This window comes from Neolewinella litorea (assembly GCF_004803465.1).
In the GTDB taxonomy this organism is placed as follows: domain Bacteria; phylum Bacteroidota; class Bacteroidia; order Chitinophagales; family Saprospiraceae; genus Neolewinella; species Neolewinella litorea.
Genome location: NZ_SRSF01000002.1, coordinates 100,044 through 116,013, shown reverse-complemented (window position 1 = coordinate 116,013; position 15,970 = coordinate 100,044). Strand labels below are relative to the sequence as shown.

Here is a 15,970-nt window from a genome sequence, read left to right as displayed (position 1 = left end):
TACAACCGTGAAAATCAAACACTGCATATACGCCCTTCTCCTGACGGGAGCGGGCACCCTCGCAACGTCTTGCGATAGCTACCTTGAGGAGGAACTGATCTCCGGAGTATCGGCGGCCACCTATTACCCGACCGTCTCCGGTTTTGAGGATGCTGTCAAGGCCACCTACTCCTTCATGAAGCCATTCTACGGCGTCGAGCGCGGGTTTACCATGACCATCTTCGGCACCGATACCTATACGAACGGAGCCGACGGCAGCTACAAGGGCATCAACGCCTACGACGGCCGGCTCAACGGAGCGGATAATTTCATCCAAGATACCTGGAGCGACCTGTACCGCGGCATCAACCAGGCCAACGCCGTCATCAACCGGTCGGCCGACCTGGAAGGGATGACCGAGGAGGAAAAGACCGCCCGACTGGCGGAAGTACGCTTCCTTCGGGGCCTGTACTACTTTGATTTGGTCCGCTTTTACGGCGACGTGCACCTCAGCCTGGAAGAAACCCAGGGCGTGGAGATCGAAGCCAACCGCACTCCGCAGTCGGAAATCTACAAGCAGGCGATCATCCCGGATCTGGAGTTCGCCATCAATAACCTGCCTGCCGTGCAGGACGATTACGGACGGGCCACCAAGCCGGCAGCCGAATTCCTGCTGGCAAAGGTGCTGATGACCCGCGCCTACACCGGATTTTCCGAAAGCGGCGACGCGGCCCGGGCCGAAAGCCTCATGACCAGCGTAATCGAGAACTACGATTTCGAGCTGCTGGATGACTTCGCCGACCTCTGGGACATCAACAACGAGCAGAACTCCGAAGTCATCTTTACCGTCCAGAACTCCAAGTCGCAAGTCGACGAGGGCATCGACGGAAACGGCCACCGGGGTCACCTCTACTTCCTGATGGAGTACGACAACCTGCCCGGTATGACGCGCGACATCACTAACGGCCGTCCCTGGAAGCGCTTCCGCCCCACGGATTACACCCTGAACCTCTGGGACCGGTCGGTGGACACCCGCTACGATAAGTCGTTCAAGCACGTATGGTACGCCAACAACGAGTCCACCATCCCCACCTGGAGCGCCGAGGAGGCCGCCGCCGGCTACGGTACGGAAGGCCAGCCCAAATTCGGTTTGGGCGATACGGCCGTGTACATCCCCGGTCCGCAGATGAACGACGAATGGCCTCAGTCGCGGCAGGCCCGCACGCCCTATCTGGTCTACACCGACGATGAATACACCGAGCGCAAGTTCCCTTCCCTGAACAAGTGGATCGACCCAACGCGGCCCAACCGGCAGCACACCCAGGGACAGCGTGATTTCATCCTGATGCGCCTGGCCGATGCCTACCTGATCCGCGCGGAAGCCCGCCTGATGCAGGGAGATACGGAGGGGGCGGCCGAAGACATCAACGTGATACGCGTACGCTCCGCCGCCGAAGGCATGGAAGAGGATATCAAAATCGACGCCAGCCAGGTGAACCTGGACTTCCTGCTCGACGAGCGCGCCCGCGAATTGGTGGGCGAAGGACACCGCTGGTTCGACCTGACTCGCACGGGCACCCTGATAGAGCGCGTCCGGCGGTACAATCCGGAAGGAGGACCCAACATTGAGTCCCACCACATCCTGCGGCCGATACCGCAGGATCAGATCGACCGCACATTAGGCGGCTACCCTCAGAACCCTGGGTACAATGTCTAAAACTAGTGGGCGGCCTTTCATCGGAAAGGCCGCCCATTTTTTCTTTTAATTGGGAAATACCGTAAAAAAGGGCTGATTAAGCAAATTAAATGGTGTTCCAACCAAACAATTGTAACTACATAAAACTTAGAGGAAGCAACTAACCGACGCAGGCGGCCCCCAAAAATGCAGTCTGCGCATCGACCGTACGATACTACCCGTACCGCGGGACCACGGACCTCCAGCACATACTATTCTAACCCCAAGCAGCCATTGCAAGAAATTGGCCTATTGTGTTGTTGTGTGCATTTTGTTAGTGAGTGTCAAAGTGAGTCTAGAGAGAGCAAGACAGAGCGAAAGGCTTCCGTCTTGCTCTCCTTTTTTGGGGTATCCCGGAAAAATCGGGGAACAGGCTTGTGGTTAGTGAAGGCGCCAGGAATTCGCACTGGTGATTCGCCGCAGGCATGGCGGAGTCCTGCCGGGCAACGGTTGCGCGGGGGCATTTGCCTATCTTTCTGCTTTGTGCCATGATGGCGCGGCCGCGGGTGCCGTATTCTCTCTCCAATCCTCTCTTCCATGGTTCGCACCCTACTGCCCTTTCTCCTGCTTGTCCTGCCGGTAGCGCAGCCAGCCTATCTGCAGGCCCAGTCTGATAAAGCCCGTACCGTGGTCACGACCGACGGCGAGATCGATGACGTTGATTCGTTCGTCCGCCTGTTGCTATACGCGAATGAACTGGACCTGGAAGGTCTGGTCTACAGCAGCTCTATGTGGCACTACAAGGGGGACGGGAAGGGTACGACCATGGTGTCGGAAATGGACATGACCCGTCGACTGTACGGCGAGCGTGCCGACCTCCGCTGGCCGGGAGAAGAGTGGATGCAGGAACTGATCGGCGCCTACGGTGAGGTGTACAATAACCTGACGCAGCACGCCGAAGGGTACCCACATCCGGATTCCCTGTTGCAACTCGTCAAAGTCGGCAACATCACCTTCGAGGGGGAAATGGAGTTGGATACCGAAGGTTCCGACTTCATTCGCGACCTTCTGCTGGACGAGACCGATCCGCGACCCATTTACCTGCAGGTATGGGGCGGCACGAATACCATCGCGCGTGCCCTGAAGTCGATCGAGGAACGCTACGGAGACACGCCGGAGTGGCCAGAGATCTACCGAAAAGTGGGGGAGAAGGCGATCATCTACACGGTCATGGACCAGGACGTCACCTACCGCAACTACATCAGCAAGCAGTGGCCCAACGTATCCGTGCTCTACAACGCCTGGCAATTCTGGGTACTGGCCTACAACTGGAAAAAGTCGGTGCCGAAGCAACTGCAGTACTGGCTGGGTGGAGCATTTATGGGGGAACACGTCATCCGGAATCACGGGCCGCTGACTGCCAGGTACTACAGCTACGGAGACGGCCAGCAACAGCCTGGCGACCCGGAACACATTCACGGCGATCCCACCCGCCTGGATAGTGCCCAGTGGGGCAGTTTTATTCCCTACGACTTCATCAGCGAGGGAGATTCCCCGGCCTTTCTGCACCTCCTTGACGTGGGCCTGGACAACCGGGAGCACCCCGAATGGGGCGGCTGGGGCGGCCGCCTGGTTCCCTCCGATACGATACCCGGAAGGTGGGAAGACGGCGCAGCTGCCGCGGATTACAACCCCTACACCCAGGCCCCGGATACGGCCTACGCCCAGACCCGGTGGTTACCTGCCCTGCAGCGCGACTTCGCCGCGCGGGCCGACTGGTGCGTTGAATCTTACGAAGTTGCTAACCATCCGCCGCAAGTAGGGCTGGAGGGTGCCGACCGTCGCGTAGTGAAGCCGCGGGAAAAGGTCGTCCTGCAGGCCGTGGCAACCGATCCGGACGGCGACGAACTCAACTACCACTGGTGGCAGTACGGAGAGGTGGATACCTACCGAGGTGAGGCGATGATCATACTGGATGGTCCTAAAGCCACCATTACCGTACCAAACGACATTAAACCCGGCCAGACGCTGCATTTTATTCTGTCGGTCACCGACGGTGGGGCGCCCTCCCTGACACGCTACGCCCGGATTGTATTGACGGCAGAGTAAGCCGCCTGGTCGAGGGACTTCAGTAACCCATTAATCCGGTAAGTGGGCCGAACGGTCTAGGCGTCACCGGAAGGCATCGAGACAAGTGCCGTAAGGGTAGAAAGCGTGCAAATATGTGCGGGAAAGGTCCCAATTTGGAACAATGAACGACCCTGCATCTCTCCTACCCGCCATGCCTTCCTCGCATGTCCGACCGACTATCCTGGCCCTTTTGCTGTTGCTCGGCACCTGCGTGCGCGCCCAGGAAATTGAACTGACGGGACGGGTGGTCGAGAGCGGCGGGGAAATGCCCGTGGAATTTGCTACCGTGAAGGCGGTGGACCCCGCTACCGCCGACATGGTCACGGGCACCACCACCGACCCTGCCGGAAGGTTCACCCTGAGCGTACCCCGCGCCGGACTTACTCTGGAGGTGACCTTCCTTGGCTTTGCGCCCACGCGCATCCTTGACGTGACGACGGCCGAGGTGGGCACTATTGTACTGCGACCCGACGGTGAAACCTTGGCCGAAGTCACCGTGACGGGGGAGCGGTCGACTACCGAATTCCGGCTCGATAAGCGGGTCTTCAACGTAGGAAAAGACCTCAGCAGCAGCGGAGCCAGTGCCCTTGAAGTGCTCAACAACGTACCTTCGGTCACGGTAAGCATAGAAGGGCGGATCAACCTGCGCGGGAGCGGTGGCGTCCAGATCCTGATCGACGGTAAACCCTCCGTGCTCACCAGCGACAACGGCAACGCCCTGGGCACCATCACCGCCGACATGATCGAGAGCGTGGAGGTGATCACCAATCCCTCGGCCAAGTACCAGGCGGAAGGCACGGCGGGCATCATCAACATCGTACTCAAGAAAGAAGAGCAGCGCGGCCTCAACGGGTCGGTCACCGTCAATACGGGCCTGCCGAACAACCACAGCGTGGGCCTGAGCGTAAACCGGCGCACGGAGAAGTTCAACCTCTTCGGGCAGGCCGGGGTAGGGTACCGCACCTTCCCGGAAATCAGCCGGGCGGTCAACCGCGACCTGGCCACCGGTACGGAGGTGCGGAGCGAGGGAGAGTCCGACAAGAACGAGCAGTTCTATAACCTGATCCTCGGCACCGACTACCACATCAACGACCGCAACGTCCTCTCCCTGACGGGGCACTTCGCGTATGAGCTGGAGACCGAGAACGCTGTGACCGACTTCCGAGTCAGCGATCCCGACGGCATGCTCACCGACGCCTGGCGTAGGACCGAGGCTACGGAGGCCGTCAATCCGAAATGGCAGTACGAACTGAACTACAAGCGGGAATTCGATGCCGAAGACAAGGACCACTTGCTGATCGCCAGTGCCCTGGGCAACAGTTTCACGAAGGACCAGTCGTCGGATTTCACGACCAATACAATCGAGGGACAGGCGCTATTTGGTGACCAGCGGACCGCTACCGACTTCGGAGAAACGGAATACACCTTCAAACTCGACTACACCCGGCCGGTGAGCGAGACCGTTACGCTGGAAACCGGAATGCAGTACGAGTTCAACGACGTGGGCAATGACTTTTCGGTCAGCAACCGGGTCGACGACGACTACCTGTTGGTGCCGGAGCTGACCAATCGCTTCGAGTACAAACAGGGCGTGCTGGGCGCCTACGCCACGAGTGCCTACGAAGGGGAACGCTGGGGGGTAAAAGCCGGTCTGCGCGTCGAAAAGACCGACCTCAGTACCCTGCTGGTCACTACCGGCACCGACACCGAGCAGCGCTACCACAACTTATTTCCCACGCTGCACACCTCCTACAAGCTCAGTGAGATAGCCTCCGTGCAGGCCGGCTACTCCCGGCGGATCTTCCGACCGCGGCTGTGGGACCTGAACCCCTTCTTCAACATCCGCGACAACTTCAACGTGCGGGCCGGCAACCCCTACCTCCAGCCGGAGTTCACCGATTCCTACGAACTGACGGCCATCCTGGTAGCGGGGGAACTCAGCCTGAACGCCGGCGTGTACCACCGTTACACCACCGACGTGGTGGAACGGGTTTCCTTCGTCGAGGAAAACGTCAACATCATCCGACCGGTCAACCTGGGCAGCAGCCGCACGAACGGCGCGGAACTGAACGCCAAGTTTCGGCCCGTGGACTGGATGACCCTGAGTGGTGACCTGAACTACAACCATTTCGACCGGACGGCCGCACTGGAGGGCGTGAGCTACGACTTTTCCACCGACCAGCTGAATGGGCGGGCGGTAACCAAGATCCAGCTGCCGCTGGACGTCGAGATCGAGGTGGCCGGTAACCTCCGCTCCGGCTACCGTACCGTGCAGGGCCAGGTGTCGGGTTACGGATTTGTCGACGCTGGGCTGCGGAAGAAAGCCGCCAAGGGCCGTCTGGTGCTTAACGTCAGCGTGCGGGACGCCTTCGCCACGCGGATCGACGAGCAGGAGGCCCGGCAGCCCGATTTCTACCTCTACAATTACCGTAGGCAGGGCCGCTTCGTGATCGTGGGTCTGAGCTACGGCTTCGGGAAGGGGGAGGCCATGGAGTTTGCCGGACAAAAGCAATTCTGACGGCGTGAACCCTGGCGGCCCTGGAGGTTTCCTTAGGCATCCGGCAACCACCGGTTCCCATGAAAGCCCCCGGCATGCGCTCCAGAAAAACCTCCGACGTTCTCTATTCCCACTCCGCTTATACCCTGTACGCCGATCGGGTAGTGCAGGGCGACAACCTGGCCCGCGCCCTGTCGCCCACCCACCTGACCTCGAATTACCGTAGCCCCGCCAGCGCCACCTACTCCCGGCTGGTATACTTCAACGTAAGCATTAACGAAAAGGACAATGAAATGCCGGCGGGCGTTCACCACTGGGTAGTGGTGGGGGAGGGGCAGCACGAATCACCGGTGGTCACCTTCGGCGAGCCGCCGCTTGAGCCGGCCCCCGTGCCGGCGACCTATCTGCCGGTTAATGTCCCGTTCACCTTTCGCGTAGACGTATCCCCGGTGCTCCGTCAATTCCGGGAGCGGGGATACTACGAAGCTTATGATGGCCACCGGATCGCCGCCGAGGATTTTAAGGGCTTCTACCTGGCCGGGGGGTCCGAGCCGCTGACCTGGGACTTCGTCAGTCTGGCGGAGCACGGGCTGCAGTTAATGCCCTCGGACGATCCGGGCATTTATCAGCTGACCGTAGTGCTTAATCCCTACCAGCCCGTGAGGGCCGAGGACCGCGACTGGCACCAGCGCGCCCAACTGAGCGACCGTCCGACCTACCGCTCCGACCAGCCCATTGTGGATGCCTTGTTCAACCTGGCCCGGGAGGAGGCCCGGGCGAATATCGAGCCGGACGGCACCCTCCGCACCGGGGCCGAGTGGGGTGGCGTATGGACGCGCGACATCAGTTACAGCATCCTGCTGGCCTTCGGCTACCTGGAGCCCAAGGTGGCCAAGACCAGTCTGCGCAAGAAAGTGCGCCGCGGCCGAATCGTGCAGGATACCGGATCGGGCGGCGCCTGGCCCGTTTCATCCGACCGCACCACCTGGGTGCTGGCAGCCTGGGAAATCTACCGGGTCACGGGCGAGGACGAATGGCTGCGCGAGATATTTCCGATCGTACGCGATACCCTCGAAGACGACCGAAAAACGCTCCACGATCCCGCTACTGGCCTCTACCGGGGTGAGTCTTCCTTCCTCGACTGGCGGGAGCAGACCTACCCAAAGTGGATGACCAACGCCGACATCTATGCTTCCCTCAACCTCGGCACGAACTGCGTTCATTACCAGGCCCACCGTATCCTGGCCCAGATGGCGCGCCTGTTGGACGAGCCGGCGCAGGTTTACGCCGACTGGGCGGATGAGATCCACCGGGGCATCAATGAGCACCTCTGGGTGCCCGAGCGGGGCTACTACGGACAGTATCTGTACGGGCGGGGCGATCTGTTGCTTTCGCCCCGCTTCGAAGCGCTGGGGGAAGCCCTGTGCGTCCTTTTCGGTGTAGCACCCCCCGAGCGGGCCGCATCAGTGGTGGAACACGCACCGCTCACTTACTACGGCGTGCCCTGCATCTTTCCCCAGATCCCTGGCATACCGCCCTACCACAACAACGGCATCTGGCCTTTCGTACAGGCTTTCTGGAACCTTGCGGCGGCCCGTACGGGTCACGAAGCCGCGCTGAACCACGGACTCGCCGCGATTTACCGACCGGCGGCGCTGTTCTTGTCCAACTACGAGAACATGGTGGCCGATACCGGTGATTTCCGGGGCACGGAAATCAATTCCCGGCGCATGCTCTGGAGCATTGCCGGTAACCTCGCGATGGTCTACCGGGTCTTTTTCGGCCTGCAGTTCGCACCCGAAGGTCTGCGCTTCACCCCCGCCGTGCCGCAGGCCTACGGGGGCCACAAGACGCTCGCCAATTTCCGCTACCGCAGGGCCATACTGAACCTGCACCTGAAAGGGTTCGGCAACCGCATCGCGTCTTTCCTGCTCAACGGAGAGCTTCAAGCCGAGCCGCTGGTACCCGCCGACCTGGAGGGGGAACACCACGTCGAGATCCGTTTGGTTGATGAGCCGTTTGGGGCCACGTCTCACGAGGTCATCCCAAATGCCTTCAGCCTACCCACCCCCCGCCCGAACTTCGTAGGAGATACTTTGCGATGGATGCCGGTAGCCGGAGCCCAAGAGTACCGCATCTACCGCAACGGTGAACCCTGGAAAACGACCAACAAAACCCAACTTCCCTGCACCGGGGAAGGCTACGCCGCCTACCAGTTGGTGGCCTGTGGGGACGAAGGCCGGGACTCTTTTGCCAGCGAACCAGTGGTTCGTGCAGGAGCCGTAGTAACCATACCAATGGAAGCGTGGGCGCCCCCGTCAGAGCTGCCGTATACCGGCTTTACCGGCGGCGGCTTCGTGGAGGTAACCACCGACCGCAACCGGTCGATCGACCTGACGGTAACGGTTCAGGAAGCGGGTACCTATCTGCTGGACGTGCGCTACGCGAACGGCAGCGGCCCAACGAATACCGATAACAAGTGCGCCATTCGCAGTCTCTACGTCAACGATGGCTACGCGGGGGTGCTGGTCTTTCCGCAGCGGGGCGCGGATGAGTGGTCCGACTGGGGCTGGTCGAATACCCTGACCGTGCAACTTCACGCCGGTGAGAACAGGCTGCGCATCCGTTTCGAAGAGTGGAACCACAACATGGACGGCGAGGTCAACACGGCCATGCTGGACGTCTTGCGCCTGGTAAATCATGATGACGGGTAAAAATCCTGGATCAGCGGGGCGGGGTCGCGGGTGCCAGGTTCACACCGTAAAGCCACAGGGGGTGGCTACTTCAGCTGTCGTTCCTCGATGATGCGGCGAAAGTCGCGGCGGTAGGTATCACTGACGGGAACGACGGCTCCGTGGACGTGGACCTCATCTCGGTGTACCTCCTCGATCCACTTCAGGGCGATGATGTAAGAATTATGCACCCGCACGAAGTCACCCGTCGGAAGCACCTCGAGCAGGTTCTTCAGGCTCTGGAGGGTGGTGATCCGCTTGTCAAGGGTGTGGATCTTTACGTAGTCCTTCAACCCTTCGATGTGGGTGATGTCATCGAAATTGATGCGGACGGATTTGGTGCCATCCTTGACGAAAAAGTAGTTGTCTCCGTTGGCGCCACCGGCGGGCGCGGGGGCATTAACTGGCCCGTTATCCGCTTGTGCTGCCGATCCGGATTGTGCCAGGGCGTGGCTGATCCGTTCCACGCACTTCACGAATCGTTCAAAAGTGATGGGCTTCAGCAGATAGTCGGTGACCTCCAGTTCGTAGCCTTCCAATGCGTATTCGGAGTAGGCGGTGGTGAGGACGATCACCGGTTTATTCTTCAGAACTTTCAACAGGGAGATGCCCGTGAGTTCCGGCATCTGCACGTCGAGGAACAGGATATCGGGAGGGGATTCCTGTAGTTGTTTCAGCGCCTGTAGTGGGTTGCCGAGGGAGGCGGCCAGTGACAGGTCGGGCATCCGCTCGATATACTGTTCGAGCAGGCGGCGGGCCATGGGTTCGTCGTCGACAACGAGGCAGATCAACTTCATTTCAGGTCGAGTTTCAGGACCACCTCGTAGCGGTCGTCGTTATCGGTGATGCGCAGGTAATGCCGGTCGGGGTAGGTGAGGGCCAGCCGTCGGCGCACGTTCTGGAGACCGATGCCGGATTTGTCGTGCAGGGTCTTGCTGCCCTCGGCGATCTTCCCGTTCGCCACGCGGTACTCACACTGGTCCTTGGTCACGTCCAGGCGGACGGTGATCCAGGGGGCCTCGGCGGAACTGCTCACCCCGTGCTTGAAGGCGTTTTCCAGGAAGGTGATCAGGATCAGGGGCGCAATACGCACGCCGGTGGTGTTCCCGTTGACCTCAAAGGTGATCGGCACGTCATCTTCCAGGCGAAGCCGCTCCAGGCTGAGGTAGTTCTCGATGTATTCGATCTCCTTGTCCAGCGGCACGCGGGCGTGGTTGCTCTCGTAAATCATGTAGCGCATCATGCCCGATAACTTGGCGATGACCTCCGGGGTGCGCGTACTTTGGTTGACGGCCAGGTAGTAAAGGTTGTTCAGGGTATTAAAGAGGAAATGGGGATTGACCTGAGCCCGGAGGAACTGCAACTCGGAAGTTAGCTGCTGGTTTTCCAGTTCCTTGCGCCGTGCTTCCAGTTCGAAGTAGTCCTCCACGAATTTCAGCAGTCCCACGCAAGAGGCGGCGAAGAATGCGCTCGTTATCACGTTGATCCCGAAGCGCACCGAGTACATCCAACGGTCATCGGGGTAGAAGTGCTGCAGGATGGCCTGCTTGCCCCGCAGCCAGAGAAAGGCCAGGCCGAGGAAAACGGGAACGAAGGTGAGCAGGTACCGGCCTACATTCTGATCCTTGAGCAGACGCGGCAGGAACAGGAAGTAGTTCAGGTAGCTGATGACCATCATTCCGCCCACATGGAAGGTGAGGTCGGCCACGATCCGCTCCCAATCGGGATCTCCCTTCCGACCGAAACTGATGGTGTAGAAGAAGAGGGAGGCGTACACCGTCCAAAAGGCAAAGTGGAGGATGAACTTCTTGTTACGCTGAAAATAATTGGACATAGGAGCGTGACTCGCCGGCTAAGGTAGGGCATAGCACGGGGTAATCCAGCCTCACTCGACCGCTCGGGTTGTTGGTGGGAAGACAGGGAATCGTCGATCCACGGTGTCTATTCGTCGATCGGAAAGGTGCGATCATCGGTCCACGGGGTTTAGGTTACCTCTAATGGACGCCTGATCCGGCAATCTCCAATCCGCTGCGCCGCGGACGCTGGGTATTTTTCGGCGGCGGATGGTTGGCACACGTAACGGTGGTATGTTCGGTTGGTCAAAAGCAAAGTAGCTATGCGGCTGGGGTATGCAATTTTTGTCTTGGGAATAATTTGGGCTTCCAGTGCCGACCTTTTTGCCCAGTCGGAATACCTGCCGGGGTACATAGTGCTGCGGGATGGCGAACGCAGGGAAGTAGAGATTCTGGACCGCGACTGGGTTGATAATCCACGGCAGTTTCGCTACCGTGAGGATGACCGGGAGGTACGCATCGGGGATCTCACGCGGGTCAGGGAATTTGGTTACGCCGAGGGCGGACTGCGGTATCTGCGGGCGGTGGTCGACATCGACCAGTCGAGCGAACGAATGGACAGACTAAGCGAATCGTCCGAACCCGTTTTTGTTACCGACACCGTATTCCTGGAATTCCTTGTCGATGGGGAGGCTGACCTTTTTTACTTCGAGTCGGGTGAAATGAAGCGTTTCTTCTACCGGCAGGGTGAGGATAAGCTCGCACCCCTCATCAACCGCAGTTTTCTGGAGAACGGTTTTCGAGTGGAGCGGCCCACTTTCCGGGGGCAGCTGCGCAGCGCGATCAACTGCTCGACTCCCGAAGTGACGCTGCGAAAGATCGCCTACCGTCGGGCGGATCTTGTCGATTACTTCGTTGATTACAACAGCTGTCGGGGGGCTAGCTATCGGGTGGACCTGCGGCCCACCAACCCCAACCGCTTTCGCGTCAGGCTGCGGCCCGGAGTGGAGTACTACGCCGGACCCGTACTGTTCGACAACGGTTTCGGTGGCCACTCTCGAAGTATGCTGGTTGGCACTGTGGGGCCACGGTTCGGCATCGAAGTAGAGCACATTTTGCCCTACGCGAATGAGCGCTGGGCGTTATTCGTGGAAGTCTACTACCACAGCCTGCGTAGCGAAGTGCAGCAGGAGAACACGCGAAACGCGACGGTCAACTTGCGGTCCGTGAACGTACCGCTGGGATTTCGGCGCTATTTGCACCTGTCGCCCGCCAAAAGCTTCTTTTTTGAGACGGGCGGGGGCTTTCAGTTTCCCTGGGATTCGTTTCTGAGCCAGCGTACCGCCACGCGCGTCCGCGGTTACGAGGTGAGCTGGAACTTCGGACTGTTCGCGGGGGCGGGGATGAACGTGGGCAGGCGCTTTTCGCTACAGTTTCGTTACCTACACAACAGCGACCTACTGCAGACCTACATCACCAACTCTACAAAACTGCGGGGGTATACCCTGGTCGGGGCCTATCGCCTGCGATAGGGCTTACCCGGCCGACACCCGGTACTTGATGCCCAGTCGCTCGATCTCGTTGATGAACTCGGTGTCGGCGTCCACGGTACGCTTGAGGCTGAACATCTTTAGCTTCATGTCCTCTTCCGGATCGTAGAACACCATCCGCAGTTTCTGCCGGCCCTGGTAGCGGTTGCAGAGTTCTTCGAGCGCGACCACGAGGTCGCTGGTGAGGTCGCCGAGCGGCAGTTTGAGGATGATAGCTTCGGTCATTTCGCGTCCCAGTCCTTCCAGTAGTTTTACTTCACTTACGGCAATTTCGACGTCATCGCTGTTCCAACGCTGCCGGTAGGCGGCCTTGACGAATACGGCCTTGCCCTGGTTCAGCACGTGCTTGTACTTTTCGTAGTCCTCGCCGAAGAGGCGGAATTCGATCGTCTCGTCGAAGTCGCTCAATTCAAAGATGCCCCAGCCGTTGCCGTTCTTGCTTACCATGTGGCGGGAACTGCTGATCATGCCGGCCAGCCGCAGGCTCGTCTTGCCGTACCGCTGCGGGTCCAGGTCGGCCAGCGAGCAGGTGACGAAGTTGTCGATCTCCAGTTTGTAACCGTCGAGGGGGTGACCACTGACGTAGATGCCGGTCACTTCCTTTTCGCGACTGAGCTTTTCCGGCAGGGTCCATTCCCGGGCCTGCGGCGGCGTGGGCTCGTCGGGGAGCACCTCGTCCTGGATGGCCCCGAAGAGGGAATTGGCCGCGGAGGCCAGCTGGCTCTGGTAGGCATTAGCGTACTTGGTGACGTGCTCCAGGTAGCTGTCGTACTTCTCGCTGGGGGCGAAGTATTGCGCCCGGTGAACGGACTCGAAGCAGTCAAAGGCCCCAGCATCGACCAGGGCTTCCAGCACCCGCTTGTTCACGCTGCCGGGCTCGACGCGCTGCATGAGGTGGAAGACGGATTCGAAGGGGCCTCCTTCCTTACGGGCCGCGAGGATGGATTCGACCGGACCTTCGCCCACCCCCTTCAGGGCCGTCATGCCGATGCGGATCGCGCCGTCCTGGTTGACCGAGAAGTCGGCCTGGCTCTCGTTGATGTCCGGGCCCAGCACCGGCACGTTCATGCGCTTGCACTCCTTCAGGAAGAAGGTCAGCTTGGTCTGGTCCGTCCGGTTGTGCGTCAGTACCGAGGCCATGTACTCGGCCGGGTAGTGTGCCTTGAGGAAGGCTGTCTGGTAGGCCACGAAGGCGTAGCAGGTGGAGTGCGACTTGTTGAAGGCGTAGGAGGCAAAGGCTTCCCAGTCTTTCCAGATCTTCGCCAGCTTGTCTTCAGGGTGGCCGTTGGCCTTTCCGCCCTCGATGAAGGTGGGAAACATCTTGTCGAGTACCGCCTTCTGCTTCTTGCCCATGGCCTTGCGCAGTACGTCGGCCTGACCTTTGGAGAAGCCGGCGATGGATTGGCTGAGGAGCATGATCTGCTCCTGGTACACGTAGATGCCGAAGGTTTCCTTCAGGTATTTCTCTTCCCCGTCCAGGGTGTATACGATGGGCTTGCGGCCGTGCTTCCGGTCGATGAACTCCGGGATGTACTCCAGCGGTCCGGGGCGGTACAGGGCGTTCATGGCGATCAAGTCGTCGAAGGTCGTCGGCTTGAGGCTCTTCATGTGTTTCTGCATCCCGCCGGATTCGTACTGGAAGATGCCGTTGGTCTCTCCGCGCTGGAACAGCTCGTAGGTTTTCGGATCGTCCAGGGGGATGGCATCGATGTCGATGTCCTTGCCGTGGTTGTCCTTCACCATCACCAGTGCGTCCTTGATGATGCTCAGGGTCTTGAGGCCCAGGAAGTCCATCTTGAGCAGACCGGCGATCTCGGCCACCGAGTTGTCAAACTGGCTGATGTACATGCCGGTGTCCTTGTCCGCCGTCACGGGCACGTGGTCGGTGACCGGGGTAGGGGTGATGACGACTCCGCAGGCGTGTACGCCGGTATTGCGAATGCTGCCTTCGAGTTTTGAGGCGGTGCGGATCATCTCGCCGATCTCGTCCTGGCGGTCGGCCATCTCGCGGAAGCGGTAGGCCTTTTCCGTATCGTCGCCGTTGAGTTTTCCTTTTAGTTTCGGGTGGATGTCCTTGGGGGCCAGTACATCGCGCAGCGTAGCACCGAGTTGAGCGGGAAAGGACTTGGCCACCTTGTCAACCTCACCCAGGGGAACGTCCATGACCCGGCCCACGTCGCGCAGGGAGGAGCGGGCGGCCATGGTGCCGTAGGTGATGATCTGGGCGACCTGCTGCTGCCCGTACTTGTCGATCACGTAGTCGATGACCTTCTGCCGGCCTACGTCGTCGAAGTCGATATCGATATCGGGCATCGATACCCGCTCGGGGTTGAGGAATCGCTCAAACAGCAGGTCGTACTTGATGGGGTCGATATTCGTGATGCCCGTACAGTAGGCTACCGCCGATCCGGCCGCCGAACCCCGGCCGGGGCCTACACTTACGCCCATCTTGCGGGCAGCGGCGGTGAAGTCCTGTACGATCAGGAAGTAACCGGGGTAGCCCGATGCCTTGATGACTTCCAGTTCGAAGTCGAGGCGTTCGGTGACGATCGCCGAGAGTTCGCCGTAGCGTTTCTTGGCTCCCTCGTAGGTGAGGTGGCGCAGGTATTCGTCCTGCGTCTTGAAGCCCGCCGGCATCGGGAAGTTGGGAAGCAGTACGTCGCTGGTCAGCTTCAGGTGGTCGATCTTGTCGTGGATCTCCATCGTGTTGGCTACGCTCTCGGGTACGTCCCCAAAGAGCCGGCTCATCTCCTGCTGCGATTTAAAATAAAAGTCGGAGCTCGGAAACTTGAAGCGGCTCATGTCTTCCATGAGGCTGCCCGTATTCACGCACAGGAGGATGTCGTGCGGCAGGTAGTCCTCCTCTTCCACGTAGTGGCTGTCGTTGGTGCAGATCACCTTGACGTTGTGCTTGCGGGCGAAGCCGAGGAGTTTCTGGTTCACGTCTTCCTGACTGACCCCCAATCCGTCGATGTCCTCCAATCCGCGGTGGCGCTGCAACTCGATGTAGTAGTCGTCGCCAAAAACGTCGAGCCACCACTTCAGGGCCTTTTCCGCTTCTTCGTCCTTGCCCTGCAGCAGCAGCTGGGGAATCTCGGCACCGATGCAGCAGCTCGTGGCGATAATCCCTTCGGAGTGCTGCACCAGAAGTTCCTTATCGATCCGCGGATACTTACCGTATAGCCCCTCGATGTACCCCAGGCTGCAGAGCTTGGAGAGGTTCTGGTAGCCCTGCTTGTTCTTGGCCAGCATCAGCTGGTGGTAGCGCACGTCCTTTTCCCCCCGGGCCCGACTGAACGCCTTGACCCGACGGTCTTCCACGAGGTAGAATTCGCAACCGACCATCGGTTTAAGGCCGCGCTTGTCGGCCTCCGCCACGAACTTGAACGCCCCGAACATATTACCGTGGTCGGTCAATGCCACGCCCTTCTGGCCGTCGGCCTGGGCCTTGTCCATCATGGTACCGATCTCCGAAGCCCCGTCGAGTAAGGAGTACTGGGTATGGCAGTGGAGGTGGCAGAATTCAGGCATAGGGGAGGGCGGTTTCGACCTTGCAAGGTAGCCAGAAAATGCCTTTTTTCAAACAAAAAGTTTTCCACATCAGCAACTTAGTA

8 protein-coding genes are annotated in these 15,970 nt (G+C 59.7%); 5 read left to right on the top strand and 3 right to left on the bottom strand.

What is annotated here, in order from left to right:
* Positions 1 to 7 precede the first annotated feature (7 nt).
* The 4 genes from E4021_RS06210 (at position 8) to E4021_RS06195 (ending at position 8,995) form a co-directional block, all read left to right on the top strand.
* On the top strand, positions 8 to 1,696 hold the full coding sequence (locus E4021_RS06210) for a RagB/SusD family nutrient uptake outer membrane protein (RefSeq protein ID WP_211096979.1): 1,689 nt from the start codon (positions 8 to 10) through the stop codon (positions 1,694 to 1,696).
* 555 nt (positions 1,697 to 2,251) lie between these two features.
* Complete coding sequence (locus E4021_RS06205) at positions 2,252 to 3,763, top strand: DUF1593 domain-containing protein (protein ID WP_136457479.1); 1,512 nt, start codon at positions 2,252 to 2,254, stop codon at positions 3,761 to 3,763.
* A gap of 142 nt (positions 3,764 to 3,905) precedes the next feature.
* On the top strand, positions 3,906 to 6,302 hold the full coding sequence (locus E4021_RS06200) for a TonB-dependent receptor (protein ID WP_246050239.1): 2,397 nt from the start codon (positions 3,906 to 3,908) through the stop codon (positions 6,300 to 6,302).
* Positions 6,303 to 6,376: 74 nt separating this feature from the next.
* Entirely contained in the window at positions 6,377 to 8,995 is a 2,619-nt protein-coding gene (locus tag E4021_RS06195; RefSeq protein WP_211096978.1) for an alpha-L-rhamnosidase-related protein, read from the top strand.
* Between the two features lie 65 nt (positions 8,996 to 9,060).
* On the opposite strand, the gene E4021_RS06190 is transcribed toward E4021_RS06195, so the two are convergent.
* Positions 9,061 to 9,810 (bottom strand): LytR/AlgR family response regulator transcription factor, encoded by a 750-nt coding sequence (locus tag E4021_RS06190; protein ID WP_136457473.1) that lies wholly within the window; start codon positions 9,808 to 9,810, stop codon positions 9,061 to 9,063.
* A complete protein-coding gene (locus E4021_RS06185; protein WP_136457471.1) occupies positions 9,807 to 10,847 on the bottom strand; it encodes a sensor histidine kinase in 1,041 nt (346 codons plus the stop codon). Before E4021_RS06185 ends, E4021_RS06190 begins: the two co-directional genes overlap by 4 nt.
* A gap of 309 nt (positions 10,848 to 11,156) precedes the next feature.
* Here E4021_RS06185 and E4021_RS06180 point away from each other — a divergent pair, with 309 nt between their 5' ends.
* Positions 11,157 to 12,338 carry an outer membrane beta-barrel protein gene (locus E4021_RS06180; RefSeq protein ID WP_168797483.1) on the top strand — a complete coding sequence of 394 codons (1,182 nt, stop codon included), beginning with the start codon at positions 11,157 to 11,159 and terminating at the stop codon, positions 12,336 to 12,338.
* A 3-nt stretch (positions 12,339 to 12,341) separates the two neighbouring features.
* On the opposite strand, the gene dnaE is transcribed toward E4021_RS06180, so the two are convergent.
* Positions 12,342 to 15,887 (bottom strand): DNA polymerase III subunit alpha, encoded by a 3,546-nt coding sequence (dnaE, locus tag E4021_RS06175; protein WP_136457467.1) that lies wholly within the window; start codon positions 15,885 to 15,887, stop codon positions 12,342 to 12,344.
* Positions 15,888 to 15,970: the final 83 nt, after the last annotated feature.

Excerpts from the sequence above, each read along its gene's own strand:
- E4021_RS06205 (WP_136457479.1), top strand. The coding sequence starts at position 2,252 with ATGGTTCGCACCCTACTGCCCTTTCTCCTGCTTGTCCTGCCGGTAGCG.
- E4021_RS06200 (WP_246050239.1), top strand. The coding sequence starts at position 3,906 with ATGAACGACCCTGCATCTCTCCTACCCGCCATGCCTTCCTCGCATGTC.
- E4021_RS06195 (WP_211096978.1), top strand. The coding sequence starts at position 6,377 with ATGCGCTCCAGAAAAACCTCCGACGTTCTCTATTCCCACTCCGCTTAT.
- E4021_RS06190 (WP_136457473.1), bottom strand. The coding sequence starts at position 9,810 with ATGAAGTTGATCTGCCTCGTTGTCGACGACGAACCCATGGCCCGCCGC.
- E4021_RS06185 (WP_136457471.1), bottom strand. The coding sequence starts at position 10,847 with ATGTCCAATTATTTTCAGCGTAACAAGAAGTTCATCCTCCACTTTGCC.
- dnaE (WP_136457467.1), bottom strand. The coding sequence starts at position 15,887 with ATGCCTGAATTCTGCCACCTCCACTGCCATACCCAGTACTCCTTACTC.